6 protein-coding genes and 1 pseudogene are annotated in these 15,426 nt (G+C 71.9%); all 7 read left to right on the forward strand.

All coding sequences use genetic code 11. The features are described 5' to 3' along the window. Positions 1-20: 20 nt before the first annotated feature. Positions 21-9,062 (forward strand): annotated as a pseudogene (locus OQ02_RS16550) (beta-ketoacyl synthase N-terminal-like domain-containing protein); the annotation flags it as partial. Beyond that, entirely contained in the window at positions 9,059-10,492 is a 1,434-nt protein-coding gene (locus OQ02_RS40995) for a cytochrome P450 (RefSeq protein WP_051772410.1), read from the forward strand. The pseudogene OQ02_RS16550 and the gene OQ02_RS40995, both read left to right, overlap by 4 nt. A 32-nt stretch (positions 10,493-10,524) precedes the next feature. Further along, positions 10,525-11,469: an MBL fold metallo-hydrolase gene (locus OQ02_RS16560; RefSeq protein ID WP_033439351.1), complete on the forward strand. Its 945-nt coding sequence runs from the start codon at positions 10,525-10,527 to the stop codon at positions 11,467-11,469. After that, entirely contained in the window at positions 11,466-12,074 is a 609-nt protein-coding gene (locus OQ02_RS16565) for a carboxymuconolactone decarboxylase family protein (RefSeq protein WP_051772411.1), read from the forward strand. Before OQ02_RS16560 ends, OQ02_RS16565 begins: the two co-directional genes overlap by 4 nt. 78 nt (positions 12,075-12,152) lie before the next feature. Beyond that, the gene (locus OQ02_RS16570) at positions 12,153-13,343 is read left to right on the forward strand and encodes a cytochrome P450 family protein (RefSeq protein WP_156077088.1); all 1,191 of its coding nucleotides are present in this window, start codon (positions 12,153-12,155) and stop codon (positions 13,341-13,343) included. Positions 13,344-13,380: 37 nt separating this feature from the next. Beyond that, positions 13,381-14,031, forward strand: a complete 651-nt coding sequence (locus OQ02_RS16575; protein WP_231500068.1) for a DUF2867 domain-containing protein — start codon at positions 13,381-13,383, stop codon at positions 14,029-14,031. 143 nt (positions 14,032-14,174) lie between these two features. Next, on the forward strand, positions 14,175-15,392 hold the full coding sequence (locus OQ02_RS16580; RefSeq protein WP_231500069.1) for a cytochrome P450 family protein: 1,218 nt from the start codon (positions 14,175-14,177) through the stop codon (positions 15,390-15,392). Positions 15,393-15,426: the final 34 nt, after the last annotated feature.

Genomic DNA, 15,426 nt, shown 5'->3' on the forward strand with positions numbered 1-15,426 from the left:
CCGACAAGAACGACCTGATCGACGCGCTGCGGAAATCGCTCAAGGAGAACGAACGGCTCCGCAAGCACAACACGCAGCTGCGGGCGCAGTCGTCCGAGCCGCTGGCGATCGTCGGTATGAGCTGCCGGTTCCCGGGCGGTGCGTCGTCGCCGGACCGGCTGTGGGAGCTGCTGGCCGAGGGCCGCGACGCGATGGTGCCGCTGCCCTCCGACCGCGGCTGGGACGTCGAGCGGCTGTACCACCCGGACCCGGCCCACCCCGGCACCACGTACTGCAAGACGGGCGGGTTCATCGAGGGTGTCGCGGAGTTCGACGCGGACTTCTTCGGCATCGGCCCGCGCGAGGCGCTGGCGATGGACCCGCAGCAGCGGCTCATCCTGGAAGGCGCGTGGGAGGCGTTCGAGGACGCGGGCATCGACCCGACCTCGTTGCGCGGCAGCGACACCGGCGTGTTCTGCGGCGCGATCAGCTCCGAGTACGGCGCCACGATGCCGCCGGAGCTGGGCGGCTACCGGCTCGGCATCCTGACCAGCGTCCTGGCCGGTCGGATCTCGTACCTGCTCGGCCTGGAGGGCCCGGCGGTCACGGTGGACACCGCGTGCTCGTCGTCGCTGGTGGCGCTGCACCAGGCCGCGCAGGCGCTGCGGGCCGGTGAGTGCTCGATGGCGCTGGTCGGCGGCGTGACCGTGCTGTCGAGCCCGACGCTGCTGGTCGAGTTCAGCCGGCAGCGCGGGCTGGCGCCGGACGGGCGCAGCAAGGCGTACTCGGCCGAGGCCGACGGCACGTCCTTCGCCGACGGCTGCGGCGTCATCGTGCTGGAGAAGCTGTCGGACGCGCGCAAGAACGGGCACACCGTGCTGGCAGTGGTGCGCGGCAGCGCGGTGAACCAGGACGGCGCCAGCAACGGCCTGACCGCGCCGAGCGGTCCCGCGCAGGAGCGGGTGATCCGGGCGGCGCTGGCCAACTCCGGTCTCTCGCCCGCGGACGTCGACGCGGTGGAGGGCCACGGCACCGGAACGGAGCTGGGCGACCCGATCGAGGCGCACGCCCTGCTCGCGACCTACGGCCAGGGCCGGGAGAACGGCCCGCTGTGGCTGGGCTCGATCAAGTCCAACATCGGGCACACCTCGGCCGCCGCGGGCGTCGCCGGTGTGATCAAGATGGTGTTGGCGCTGCGGCACGAGACGCTGCCGGCCACCCTGCACGCGCAGACCCCGTCGCCGAACGTGGAGTGGGACCGCGGCGAGGTCGCCCTGCTGTCCGAGCCGCGGCCGTGGCCGGCGGACGGCGGGCCGCGGCGGGCCGGTGTCTCGTCGTTCGGCGTGAGCGGCACCAACGCGCACGTCATCCTGGAGGAGGCGCCCTCCGCGCCCGCCGGTACCGACGAGGCGGATGCGCCGCGACGGCCCGCCGGCGTGGTCCCGGTGCTGGTGTCCGGGCGCAGCGAGGCGGCACTGCGGGCGCAGGCCGCGCAGTTGCGCGACCACTTGGCCGCGCGGCCCGAGCTGACCCCCGCCGACATCGGCTACTCGGTGGCGACCACGCGTGCGCTGCTGGAGCGGCGCGCGGTGGTCACGGCGTCCGATCGCGACGGGCTGATCGCCGCGTTGGCGGCGCTGACGACCGGGGAACCCGGATCGGCGGAAGGCCGTGCGGTCACCGGCAAGACGGCGGTGCTGTTCACCGGCCAGGGCTCGCAGCGGGCCCGGATGGGCGCGGACCTCGCGGTGGCGTACCCGCGGTTCTCGGACGCGCTGGACGAGGTGTGCGCGGCGGCGGACCCGCTGGTGGGCCGGTCGATCCGCGAGCTGATGAACGCGGAGCCGGGGTCCGCCGAGGCGGAGCTGCTGAACTCCACCGAGTACACGCAGGTGGCGTTGTTCGCCGTCGAGGTGGCGCTGTACCGGCTGGTCGAGTCGTTCGGCGTGAAGCCGGACTACCTGATCGGGCACTCGGTCGGCGAGATCGCCGCGGCGCACGTGGCCGGGGTGCTGTCGCTGGAGGACGCCGCCGCGCTGGTGGTGGCCCGTGGCCGGCTGATGGGCGCGCTGCCCGAGGGCGGCGCGATGGTCGCCGTGCAGGCCACCGAGGAGGAGGTCGCCGCGTCGCTGGCGGGCTTCGAGGGCCGGTTGGAGATCGCGGCGGTCAACGGTCCGCGCGCGGTCGTGGTGTCCGGTGACGCCGACGCCGCCGAGGAGTGGCTGCCGAAGTTCGCGGACCGGAAGACCAGCCGCCTCAAGGTGTCGCACGCGTTCCACTCGCCGCGGATGGAGCCGATGCTCCTGGAGTTCGCCAAGGTCGCGCTTGGGCTGCGGTTCGCCAAGCCCCGGATCCCGATCGTGTCGAACGTGACCGGTGAGCGGGTGACCGACGAGGTCACCGACCCGCTGTACTGGGTGAAGCACGTCCGCCGCGCCGTGCGGTTCGCCGACGGCATGCGGACGCTGTACCGGTTGGGTGCCAGGAGGTTCCTGGAGCTCGGCCCGGACGCGGTGCTGACCGCGATGGCGCGGCAGACCCTGGACGAGTCCGACGACGTCGTGCTGGTCCCGGCGTTGCGCGCGAAGCACGACGAAGCCGAGACCTTCGCCCGTTTCCTCGGTGCGGCGCGGGTCGCCGGCGTCGGTGTCGACTGGACGGCGTACTACGCCGGTACCGGGGCGGCACAGGTCGACCTGCCGACGTACGCGTTCCAGCGGGAGCGGTTCTGGCTGGCGCCCGGCTCCGGCGGGGCGGACGTCGCCGCGGCGGGCCAGATCGGGCTCGACCACGCGATCCTCACCGCCGCCGTGTCGGTGGCCGACCGCGACGAATGGGTGTTCACCGGACGTGTCGCGGCCGACGCCCAGCCGTGGATCGCCGATCACGTCGTCCTCGGCGCCCTGGTGGTGCCCGGCGTCGCGCTGGTCGACCTGGCCATGGCGGCGGGTTCCGCCGTCGACTGCCCGGTGCTGGAGGAGCTGGAGATCAGCGCGCAGCTGGTCCTCGCCGACGACCCCCGGCAGGTCCAGGTGACCGTCGGCCCGGTCGACCCCGACGGCCGCCGCGAGATCGCGATCTACTCGCGCGGCATCGCGACCGGCTCGGAAGCGGTCTGCCACGCCAAGGGACGGCTGGGCGCGGGGATCGCGCTGCCGGTGTCCTTCGACGCCGAGTGGCCGCCCGCCGACGCCGAGCCCGTGGCCGTCGACGACCTCTACGCCCACCTCGCCGAGGCCGGCGCCGACTACGGCGCGCTGTTCCAGGGCGTGCAGGCGGCTTGGCGTCGCGGCGACGAGGTCTACACCGAGGTCGCGCTGCCCGGCGACACCGACGGCGTCGGCTACGGGGTGCACCCCGCGCTGTTCGAAGCGGTGCTCCAGGGCGGTCTGCTCGACGTCGACCCCGAGGCCGGGCTGGGCCTGCCGGTCTCGTGGGCGAACGTCTCGTTCGGACAGACCACGGCGGCACGACTGCGGGTGCGGGTCACGGCGGCCGACTCGGTGCTGCGCGTGGACGCCGTGGACCTCGACGGCGAGCCCGTGGTGTCGGTCGGCCGGATCGGCTACCGCCCGGCGGCGCCGCAGCTGGACAGCGCGTTGCTCCCGGCCACCGATTCGCTGTTCACCCTGACGTGGGCGGCCGTCGACGCGGAGCCGTCGCAGACCGCGCGCATCGCGGTCCTGGGCGACCTGGAGGCGGCGGGCGAGCGGCACGCCGACCTCGACGCCCTGGCGTCCGCGGTCGCGGAGGGCGCCACCGCGCCGACCCTGGTGCTCGCGCCGATCACCGCGTCCGACGCGCGTTCGGCGTGCGCGCAGGCGACCGACACCGTGCGCCGCTGGGTCGCCAACCCGTTGACGGCCGACGCGCGGCTCGTGCTGGTGACCCGTGGTGCGGTCGCGGCCGGCGGGCTGCTGCCCGACCCGGCCCTGGCCTCGGTCTGGGGCGCGATGCGCGTCGCACAGGCCGAACACCCGGACACCGTGGTGCTGGTCGACCTCGACGACCGCAACAGTCCTGATTGGACGGTGCTCGGGGACCTGGACGAGCCGGAGCTGGCCGTCCGCGAGGGTGCGCTCTTCGCGCCACGCCTCGCACCCGCGCCGGCGGCCGATCCCGGCCTGGCGCTGGACCCCGAGGGCACGGTCCTGATCACCTGTGGTCCCGGCGGCGCCGGCCCGGTGCTCGCCCGGCAGCTGGCCGAGCGGCACGCCGCCGCGAAGCTGCTGCTGGTGACCATCGGCGGCCCGGACGAGGCCGTCGACGCGGTGGCCGCGGAGCTCGGCGCACGCGCCGCGACCTGCGACACGGCCGACCGGCTCGCCGACGTGGTGGCCGACGCGGGCACGCTGACCGCGGTGGTCCACGCGCCGGGCGTGCTCGACGACGGCACGCTCGACACGCACACCGCCGACCAGGTCGACCAGGCGATTGCCGCCAAGCTCGACGTGGCGCTGCGGCTGCGCGACCTGACCGCCGGTCAGGACCTGGCCGCGTTCGTGCTGGTCTGCTCCGACGCCGGGTTGTCCGGCGCGGGCGGCCGGGTCGCCAACGCCGCGGGTGACGCGGCTCTGGACGCCTTCGGCCACCGGCTGCGCGCCGACGGGGTGCCCGCCACCGCGCTGGTGTGGAGCACCGAACCCGACCTGGTGCGGCAGCTGGCCGACCGCATGGTCGCGTCGACGCCCGCGCTGCTCGCACCGCTGCGGCCGGACCTGGCCGAACTCCGGGCGCAGGCCCGGCAGGGCACGCTCGTCCCGCTGCTGCGCGGACTCGTCCGGATGCCCGCCCGCCGTGGCCGTGCGGGGGGATCGCTGGCGCGCCTGCTCGCCGAGACCGCCGAGGCGGACCGGGTGCGGGTCGTGCTCGACCTGGTCCGCACGCAGGTCGCCTCGGTCCTCGGGCACGACACGCACAACGCGATCGACGCCGAACGCCCGTTCAAGGACATGGGGCTCGACTCCATGGGCGCGGTGGAGCTGCGCAACCGGCTGACCCGGGTCACCGGGCTGCGGCTGCCGGCGACCATGGTCTTCGACTACCCGACCCCGGCGGCGATCGCGCACCGGATCGTCGGTGAGTTCGCCGAGGCCGTCGAACCGGCCAAGACGACGTCGCGGTCGCGCCGCAAGGTCGTCGACGAGCCGCTGGCGATCGTGGGCATGAGCTGCCGGTACCCGGGCGGGGTCGACTCGCCCGAGAAGCTGTGGGAGTTCGTGGCCGCGGGTGGCGACGGGATCGTCGAGTTCCCCACCGACCGCGACTGGAACCTCGAAGAGCTGTTCAACGAGGACTCCGAGCAGTCCGGCACCACCTACGCGCGCATGGGCGGGTTCATCGAGGGCGCGGGCGGCTTCGACGCCGGCTTCTTCGCCATCGGCCCGAACGAGGCGCGGGCGATGGACCCCCAGCAGCGCTGGCTGCTGGAAGGCGCGTGGGAGGCGCTGGAGCACGCGGGCATCGACCCGAACTCGTTGCGCGGCAGTGACACCGGTGTGTACTGCGGTGCGACCAACACGGACTACGGCACGGTGGTCCCGCCGGAGCTGGAAGAGTTCCACATGACCGGTGTCATGTCGAGCGTGCTGTCCGGGCGGGTCGCCTACACCCTGGGGCTGGAAGGTCCGGCGATCACCGTCGACACGGCCTGCTCCGCGTCACTGGTGGCGGTGCACCTCGCGATGCAGGCGCTGCGGGCGGGCGAGTGCTCGCTCGCGCTGGCCGGCGGTGTGACGGTGATGTCCACCCCGGTGGCGCTGACCGACACCGCGCGGCTCCAGGGCCTGTCCCCGGACGGCCGGTGCAAGGCGTTCTCGGCGTCCGCGGACGGCACGTCGTTCTCCGACGGCATGGGCCTGCTCGTGCTGGAGCGGCTTTCCGACGCGCGCCGCAACGGCCACACCGTGCTCGCGGTGCTGCGTGGCAGCGCGGTCAACCAGGACGGCGCGACCAACGGCCTCACCGCGCCGAACGGTCCCTCGCAGGAGCGGGTGATCCGGGCGGCGCTGGAAGCGTCGAGGCTGCGTCCCGACCAGGTCGACGTGGTCGAAGCGCACGGCACGGGCACCGGTCTCGGCGACCCGATCGAAGCGCACGCGCTGATGGCCACCTACGGCCAGGAGCGGGAGAACGGGCCGCTGCGGCTGGGCTCGATCAAGTCGAACATCGGCCACGCCGGTCCCGCCGCCGGTGTCGCCGGCGTCATCAAGATGGTGCAGGCCATGCGGAACGAACTGCTGCCGCGCACCCTGCACGTCGACGAGCCCTCCCCGCACATCGACTGGGACATGGGCGAAGTCGAGCTGCTGCTGGAGAACCAGCCCTGGAAGTCCAACGGCCACCCGCGCCGCGCCGGCGTCTCGGCGTTCGGCATGAGCGGCACCAACGCGCACGTGATCGTGGAGGAGGCACCGGCCTCGGACCTCGTCGCGCCGCCCGCGCGTCGGCAGCCGCCCGGTGTCCCGGTGCTGCTCTCGGCGCGCACCCGCGCCTCCCTGCGCGGGCAGGCCGAGCGGCTGCACGCGCACCTGGTCGACCACCCCGAGCTCGACCTGCTCGACGTCGGCTTCTCGTCGGCGACGAGCCGGGCGGCCCTGTCGCGCCGGACCGCGGTCGCGGCCAGGAACCGGGACGAGCTGCGCGACGGGCTGGCGGCGCTGGCCGCCGACAAGCCCGCCGACCACACCGTCGACGGCAAGGTGATGGACGGCAAGACGGTGTTCGTGTTCCCCGGCCACGGTTCCCAGTGGACCGAGATGGCGGTGAAGCTGCTCGACACCGCACCGGCGTTCGCGGCCGAGATCGCGGCCTGCGCGAAGGCGTTCGAGCCGTACGCGGACTGGAACCTGGAGGACGTGCTGCGCGGCGCGCCGGGTGCGCCGTCGATGGACGTGGTCGACGGGGTCATCCCGGTGAACGTGCTGCAACCCGCGGTGTTCTCGGTGATGGTGTCGCTGGCGGCGCTGTGGCGGGCCAACGGTGTCGAACCGGACGCGGTCGTCGGCCACTCGCAGGGCGAGGTCGCCGCGGCCTACGTAGCCGGTGCGCTGTCCCTGGAGGACGCCGCCCGGATCGTCGTGGTCCGCAACCGGTTGGCGCACGACCTGATGCCCAACGACGCGGGCCTGCTGTGGATCGGCGCGCCGGACGACGACGTCGAGCGGCGCGTCCGCAAGTACGAGGGGCGCGTCTCGGTCTCCGTGGTGAACAGCCCGGTGTCCGTGGTGCTCACCGGTGACGCGGACATCCTCGTGGAGGTGCAGGCCGAGTGCGAGCGCGACGGGGTGCGAACCCGCCCGCTCGGCACGGCCTTCGCGTCGCACACGGCCGCGGTCGAGATCCTCAAGTCCGAGCTGCTGGAGCAGCTGGCTCCGGTGGCGCCCCGGTCCAGCCGGGTGCCGTTCTTCTCCACGGCGCTCGGCGAGTACGTCGACACCGCGGGCCTGGACGCGAACTACTGGTACCGGAACCTGCGCAACCGGGTCGGTTTCGAAGCCGCGATCTGCGGCCTGATCGACGACGGCGCGACCCGCTTCGTCGAGGTGTCGCCGCACCCGGTGCTGTCCACCGCGATCGAGCAGACCGCGATGGCGCACGACATGGAGGGCCGGGGCGAGACCGTCGCCACGGTCGGGACGCTCCGGCGGGACGAGGGCGGCCTCGACCGGTTCGCCCTGGCGCTGGCCGAGGCGCACACGGTCGGCATCGACGTGGACTGGGACGGCTTCTACGCCGGCACCGGTGCGACGCGGGTGGTCCTGCCGACCTACGCCTTCCAGCGCAAGCGCTACTGGCTCGCGCCCGCCGCGTACGGAGCGGGCGCCGGTCAGCCGAGCGCGGAGTCGCAGGACGAGCAGAACGAGGACGAGGGCGGCGCCTTGGTGCGCCAGCTGGCCGCCGTGCCCGCGGGCGAGCGCGAGTCGCTGGTGCAGGACGTGATCCGGAAGCAGGTCGCGGCCGTGCTCGGGTACCCCTCGGGCGACGCGATCGAAGCGGACCAGGGTTTCTGGGAGCTGGGCTTCAACTCGGTCGGCGTGGTCCGGTTGTGCAACCGGCTGAACCGGGTGACCGGTGTGTCGGTGCCGTCGACCGCGGTGTTCGAGCACCCCGACGTCGTCGGCCTGTCCCGCTGGCTCGTGCGCCACGTGGCGGGCGACGTGGCGGCGATCGACCCCAACAGCGCGGCCGAGGTCGAGCAGTCCACTTCGGACGGTGGTGCGCTCGCGGTCAACGGTCTCGCACCGGACAGCGGCGGCATGTTCACGGCGCTGCTCCGGCACGCACTCAACGAGGGTGACCTCGACCAGGGCCTGAACTGGCTGATGGACGCCTCGCGGTTCCGCCCGGCGTTCACCTCGCCGACGGAGCTGCCGGAGTCCGGCGGTCACGTGGTGCGGCTGGCCAGGGGCGATTCGGACGTGGCCGTCGTGTGCGTCCCCTCGTTCGCCGTGGGTTCGGGTCCGCACCTGTTCCTGGCGCTGGCCCAGGGCCTGCCCGGCCACGACGTGTTCGCCTGCGCGCTGCCCGGCTTCCGCGACGGCGAACTGCTGCCCGGCGCCTGGAACGCGGCCATGGAAGTGGTCGCGGACGAGATCCGGCAGGCCGTCGGCGACTCCGACCAGGTGGTCCTCGTCGGCTACTCCATCGGCGGTGCGGTCGCGCACTCGCTGGCCGTCGCGCTCCAGCGGAGCGGTCGAGCCGTGGCGGGTCTGGTCCTGCTCGACTCGCCGTCGCCGCAGTTCGTGGTGGAGAACGGCGGCGGCGCGTTCCAGTCGAGCATGACGACGATGCTCAACGGCGACTTCGACATGGCCTTCGACGCCGCGGGCTGGCTGGCGATGGGCGCCTACCTGCGCCTGCTGCCCGAGCGCGTCGACACCGACGTCGAGGTGCCGCAGTTGTACGTCCGGGCCGACGAGGAGCACTCCTGGCCCGGCTGGGACGTCGGCGGAGACCTGGTCGACCTGAAGGCCGACCACTTCGGCATCATCAACGACCCGGGGTGCGCCGCGGCTGTCGAGACGTGGATCCGGCGCGAATTCCTTGCTGAGTCGGCTTTGCAGGACAAGGAGATGTCATGACCCATCCCGACGTGAACGGGACCGCCGTCGAGGACGGCGCCGGCCGCGGCCCGGTCGACACCGCGCAGGTGGAGGAGACGGTGATCCCGTCCTCGGCCGTGCCGGGTCCGACCCTGGGCCAACGAGAGCAGCTGGTGCGGTACACGACGCAGCGCACCCAGTTCCTGAACGAGTGCAAGGACAAGTACGGCCGCCGGTTCAAGCTGGGGCTGCTGCCGGGTGTGGACTTCTTCGTCATCACCGACCCCGACGACGTGCGGTCCATCTTCACCGCGCCCCGCACCAGCCTGCACTGCGGCAACTCGAACGGCGCGCTGGAGAAGTACTTCGGCAGCACCGGCATCGCGTTCCTCGACGAGGGCGAGCACCTGGCCCGGCGCAAGGCGCTCACCCGCAGCTTCAAGGGCGCGGCCTTCAACCGGATCGTCACGGCGGTCGAGGAGATCACCGCGGAGTCGGTCGCGGAGTGGCCGCGCGACGAGGTCGTCGACATGCACCCGCTGGTGCACCGCTGGGCGATGAACGTGATCCGCGAAGTGGTCTACGGCAAGGTGGTCCCGAGCTGCTGGCCCGAGCTGCTCGACGCGCTGATGGACATGGTCGAGCTGAACCGCTACCCGACCGCGATGCTGATGATCGACCGGTGGTCGTCGGCGAAGAAGCGGCTCATGAAGAAGCGGCCCAGCACCGGCCTCAAGGCCTTCTGGGGCGACCGGCGGCGGGTCGACGGCCTGATCGCCAAGACGATCGCCGAGCGGCTGGAGGTCGGTGAGTTCGGCGACGACATGCTGTCGGTGCTGTTCGGCATCACCCGCGCGGACGGCTCGCAGCTGTCGGTCATGGACCTGCGCGACGAGATCATGACCATGTTCGTGGCCGGCACCGTGACCACCGTGTCCGCGGTCTGCTGGTCGATCGAGCACTTCTCCCGCGACCCGGAGCGGCTGGCCAGGCTGCGCGACGAGATCGCCGCGGGGGAGACCGACGAGTACCTCACCGCCGCGGTGCACGAGGTGCTGCGGCTCCACCCGCCGCTGCCGAACAACCTGGCCCGCCAGGTGGTCACGCCGATCGTGATCGGTGGTGTGCAGTACCAGCCCGGCCAGCTCCTGGTGCCGAGCGCCGAGCTGATGAACAACGACCCGGAGCGCTACCCCGAGCCGGAGAAGTTCCTCCCGGAGCGGTTCATCGGCGTGCAGCCGGGTCAGTACACGTGGATCCCGTTCGGCGGCGGGCACACCCGCTGCATGGGCGACCGGATCGCCATCCACGAGATCAAGTCCATGCTTCGCGAGCTGGTGACCGGTTTCGAGTTCGAGCGGGGCGAGGCCGACCAGGCCAAGCCGGTGCCGCGCGGCCCGGTCGTGGTGCCCCAGGGCGGTCCGCGGATCGCGTTGCGCCCCCGCACCGCGGTGGCGGCTGCGAACTGACCGTGGACATCCATCGACAAGGAGGTTCTCCCGTGACCATTCCCTACACCACCGGCGTACACCGGCTCGCCGACGACACCTACGCGTACCTGCAGGGCACCTGCGCCACCGGCTACAGCAACGCGGGCCTCGTGTGCAGCGGTGACGAGGCGTTGCTGGTCGACACGCTGTACACGCTCGACCAGACGCGGAACATGCTGGGCGCCATCGCCGAGTCGGTGCCCGGACCGGACATCTGCTGGGTGGTGAACACGCACCACGACGGCGACCACTGGTGGGGCAACCAGCTCGTGGCCGACGCGGTGATCGTGTCGTCCACCGCGGCGGCGCACACGATGCGCAAGGCCGGCCCGGAGACCGTCGTCCCGTACCTGTCCCCGGAGACCGACCCCCGGCTGCGCGCGATCCTGGAGCCGTTCGACTTCTCCGGCATCACGCCCACGTACCCGACGGTCACGTTCAGCGGCGAGATGGAGCTGACCGTGGGCAAGCGGACCGTGCGGGTGCTCGAGGTCGGCCCCGCGCACAGCGTCGGCGACGTGATCGTCCACGTGCCGGACGAGCGCGTGGTCTACGCCGGTGACATCCAGGTCTTCGGCAGCCACGGCGTGATCCACAGTGGACCGGTCGCCAACTTCATCAAGGCGTGCGACACGATCATCGGGCTCGACGTCGACACCGTCGTCCCCGGCCACGGCCCGGTCGGCGGCAAGGCCGAGGTCGTCCGGTTCCGCGACTACCTGGAGCGGGTGCAGGCGCACGCCACCGCCGCCCACCAGCGTGGCCAGACCCCGATCGAGGCGGCCCGCGAGTTCGACTTCGCCGAGTTCGCCGACCTGGAGTACGGCGAGCGGGTGATCCTCAACATCGGCGCGGTGTACCGCGAGCTCAACGCGGACGGCACCCCCGGGCCGGGCCAGATGCTGCACGACATGGTGGACCTGGAAGAGACGCTGAAGGCCAAGGTGACGGTGTGACCACGCAGGAGAAGATCGCGCCCCGGATGGCGCCCGCGCCGGCGGAGCTCGTCCGCCCGCTGATCGGGATGCCCGCCGACACGCCGGCGGACCTGAACCCGGACGGCCCCATGCCGGACAAGCCGGCCAACGCGGTGATCAACATCCTGGGGGTCCTCGGCAACCACCCGGCGCTGCTGACCGGGGTGCTCCCGATGCTCAACGCGCTCGGCGAGGGCAAGCTCCCGCTGCGCGACAGCGAACTGGTGGTCCTCCGGGTCGCCTACCTGCTGCGCTCGCACTACGAGTGGGCGAACCACGTGGTGATCGGGTCCTGGTCCGGCATCACCGAGGAGGAGATCGCCCGGATTCCCGCCGGTGCGGACGCACCCGGCTGGTCCGACCACGACGCGGCCCTGCTGCGCGCGGTGGACGAGCTGCGCGGTCCGGACGCCAGGGTGTCCGACCGGACGTGGCAGCAGCTCTCGGCCACCTACGACGAGCAGCAGGTGCTGGAGGTGCTGGTGACGGTCGGGGCGTACTCGATGCTCGCCTACGTCCTGAAGTCCTGCGACGTCGCCATCGACGACTGGTTGACCGATCCGGCAGCCCTGCCGGGCGCATAAGGCGCTCGCGAACCGCGTGGGCTGCACGACAAGCAGAGCCAAGGGAAGGTGAGACAAATTACTCAGGCGACCAAGGTCGTGAAGGAAGAAGTAATCGGATCGGACTTCTTCGACGACCCGCACAAGTACTACCGCCGCTGGCGCAAGAACGGTCCCGTCTTCCGGGTCGTCCGGCCGAGCGGCCTGCCGCACTGGATGGTCATCGGTTACGACGAGGCGCGCACCCTCCTCGCCGACCCGCGGATGCGCAAGGACGTCACCGAGCTGTACGAGATCGTCCGCAGCGTCTCGCCCGGTGGCAGCGGCGGCGCCTCGGAGGACCTGTCGTCGCACATGCTCAACAGCGACCCGCCGGAGCACAGCCGGCTGCGCAAGCTGGTCAGCCGCGAGTTCACCGGTCGGCGGATCGCCGCCCTGCGCCCCCGCATCGAGGAGATCACCAAGAACCTCCTCGACGAGATGGAGGGCAAGGACGAGGTCGACGTGATCGAGGACCTCGCCGGTCCGCTGCCGGTCATGGTGATCTGCGAGCTGCTCGGCGTCCCGTTCGACGACCGGGACGACTTCCAGAAGTGGTCCAAGATCCTGCTGGACGCCGATCCCAACGTGGACACGGCCGCCATCTCGCAGAAGATGAGCGACTTCCTGGAAGGCCTGCTGGAGGCCAAGCGCGCCGACCCCGGTGACGACCTGCTGTCCAGCCTGTGCGTCAACGGTGACGAGAGCGACCGGCTCAACACCAAGGAACTGGTCGCCATGGCGTTCCTGCTCCTGGTCGCCGGGCACGAGACCGCGCTGCACCTGATCGGCAACGGCGTCTACATGATGCTGAAGGACCGGGAGGCGCTGGAGTCGCTGCGGGCGAACCCGGACCGGATCCCGGCCGCGACCGAGGAGGTGCTGCGCCAGTTCGGCCCGGTGGGCTGGGCGACGATGCGGTTCACCGACGAGGACGTGAAGATCGGCGGCGTCACCATCCCGGCCGGACAGCTGGTGGCCATCTCGCTCGACGCCGCCAACCACGACCCCAAGGTCACCCCCGAGACGCCCCGGCTGCACCAGCTGGAGGACAACCCCAAGCACCTGGCGTTCGGGCACGGCATCCACTTCTGCCTCGGCGCGCCGCTGGGCCGGCTGGAGGCGAACGTCGCGTTCACCCAGCTGTTGCAGCGGTTCGGCGACATGCGGCTGGCGGACCCGGACTTCTTCCCCGAGTGGCGGCTCGGCTTCATGCGCGGCTTCACCTCCCTGCCGGTCCGCTTGAAGTGAGTCCGCGCTCCAGCAGCCGAATCGAAGGGGGCACTCGATGATGGGTCGGATCACCGACGCGGTGGAGGACTTCTTCTCGCTGCGCATTCCCAAGGAGGAGTTCACCTCCCGGCCGTGGCGCGTCCACGAGCTGCTCGACGACGGCTTCCGCATCGAGGACGTCTGGGCGCTGCCCACGCCGGGCGGTCCGGACGACCTCGAGACGCTGGTGCGGTACGCCGCGTCGGCGGACAACGAGACGTTGACCTCCAACGTGGCCGTCCGCGAGCTGTTCGCCCTGCGGTGGCGGCTGGGGGAGCTGCTGGGGTGGGACAAGGAGGAGCAGCAGGTCGGAAAGCGGGTGGCGTCGCTGCGCGACAACCTGCCGGAGGACCTGCTGCTCGGTGAGCGCGGGCCGGACATGGCGCTGACACCGTTCAAGTCGGTGTTCCTGACGCACGACGAGTGGACGGCCGAGTTCTCCGCGGCCATGGGCCATATCGTCATGCACCACGGGTGGGTGCAGGGCGAGGACGGCAAGCACTACTCCCAGATGACGTCGCTGGTGAAGACGTACGGCGTGTTCGGGGAGCTGTACATGGCCGCCATCAAGCCGGTCCGCTACCTGGTGGTGTACCCGTTGCAGTTCCGGTCGATCCGCGAGGTCTGGCCGAAGGTCCTGCGGGAGTGGTCGACGCGCCGGGGGTGACCCGGGCGCGGTGTCGCCTTGTCGCGCGGTCACGTCCGCTCACCGGGGCTGTCAACACCCCCGACCGCTCGGCGCAACGGCGCGCGAAGACGTGGTACGGCCGGTGCACATCGCACCGGAACCGGAAGAACGAATCCGAAAGGGTGAGGACGATTTCCCAGGCCACCGAAGTGGGCGTCGAGGACGTCGGCGCGGACTTCTTCGCCGACCCGCACAAGTACTACAGCGCCTGGCGGGAGAAGGGCCCGGTCATCCGGGTCCGCAGGCCCAACGGCATGGAGCACTGGCTGATCACCGGCTACGAGGCGGCCCGCGCGGCCCTCGCGGACCCGCGGATGCGCAAGAACGTCGCCGGTCTCTACGAGATCATCCGCCGGGTCGCGCCGGCGGGCAGCGTCGGCGCGTCCGAGGCGCTGGCGGGCCACATGCTCAACAGCGACCCGCCGGAGCACACCCGGCTGCGCAAGCTCGTGAGCCGTGAGTTCACCGGCCGCCGTGTCGCCGCCCTGCGCCCGCGCGTCGAGGAGATCACCAAGAACCTCCTCGACGACATGGAGGGCCAGGACGAGGTCGACCTGATCGAGGGGCTGGCCGCGCCGCTGCCCGTCATGGTGATCTGCGAGCTGCTGGGCGTTCCGTTCGAGGACCGCGCGAACTTCCAGAAGTGGTCCAAGATCCTGCTCGACGCCGACCCGAGCGTCGACATGGCCGCGGTGTCCAAGCAGATGAGCGAGTACCTGGCCGGTCTGCTGACGGCCAAGCGCGCCGAGCCCGGTGACGACCTGCTGTCCGGGTTGGTCGCCGAGAGCGAGGACGGCGACCAGCTCACCTTGCCCGAGCTGATCTCGATGACGTTCCTGCTGCTGGTCGCCGGGCACGAGACCGCGCTGCACCTGATCGGCAACGGCGTCTTCATGATGCTGAAGGACCAGGAAGCGCTCGACGCGCTGCGGGCGGACCCGGACAAGATCCCCGCCGCGACCGAGGAAGTGCTGCGCCGGTTCGGCCCCGTCGGCTGGGCGACGACGCGGTACACCGGCGAGGACGTCGAGATCGCCGGCGTCACGATCCCCGAGGGCGAACTGGTGTGCGTCTCGCTCGACGCCGCCAACCTCGACCCCGCGGTCAACCCGGAGTCGCCCCGGCTGCACCTCGTCGACGACAACCCCAAGCACCTCGCGTTCGGGCACGGCGTCCACTTCTGCCTCGGCGCGCCGCTGGGCCGGCTGGAGGCTAACGTCGCGTTCAGCCAGCTGCTGGAGCGGTTCGGCGGGATGCGGCTGGTGGACCCGGAGTTCACCCCCTCGTGGCGGATGAGCTTCATGCGCGGCTTCACCTCCCTGCCGGTGCGGCTGCGTTGAGCCACGTACCAGCTCGCGGACCGGAAGGGCGGGA

The organism is Saccharothrix sp. NRRL B-16314, assembly GCF_000716595.1.
Taxonomy (GTDB): domain Bacteria; phylum Actinomycetota; class Actinomycetes; order Mycobacteriales; family Pseudonocardiaceae; genus Actinosynnema.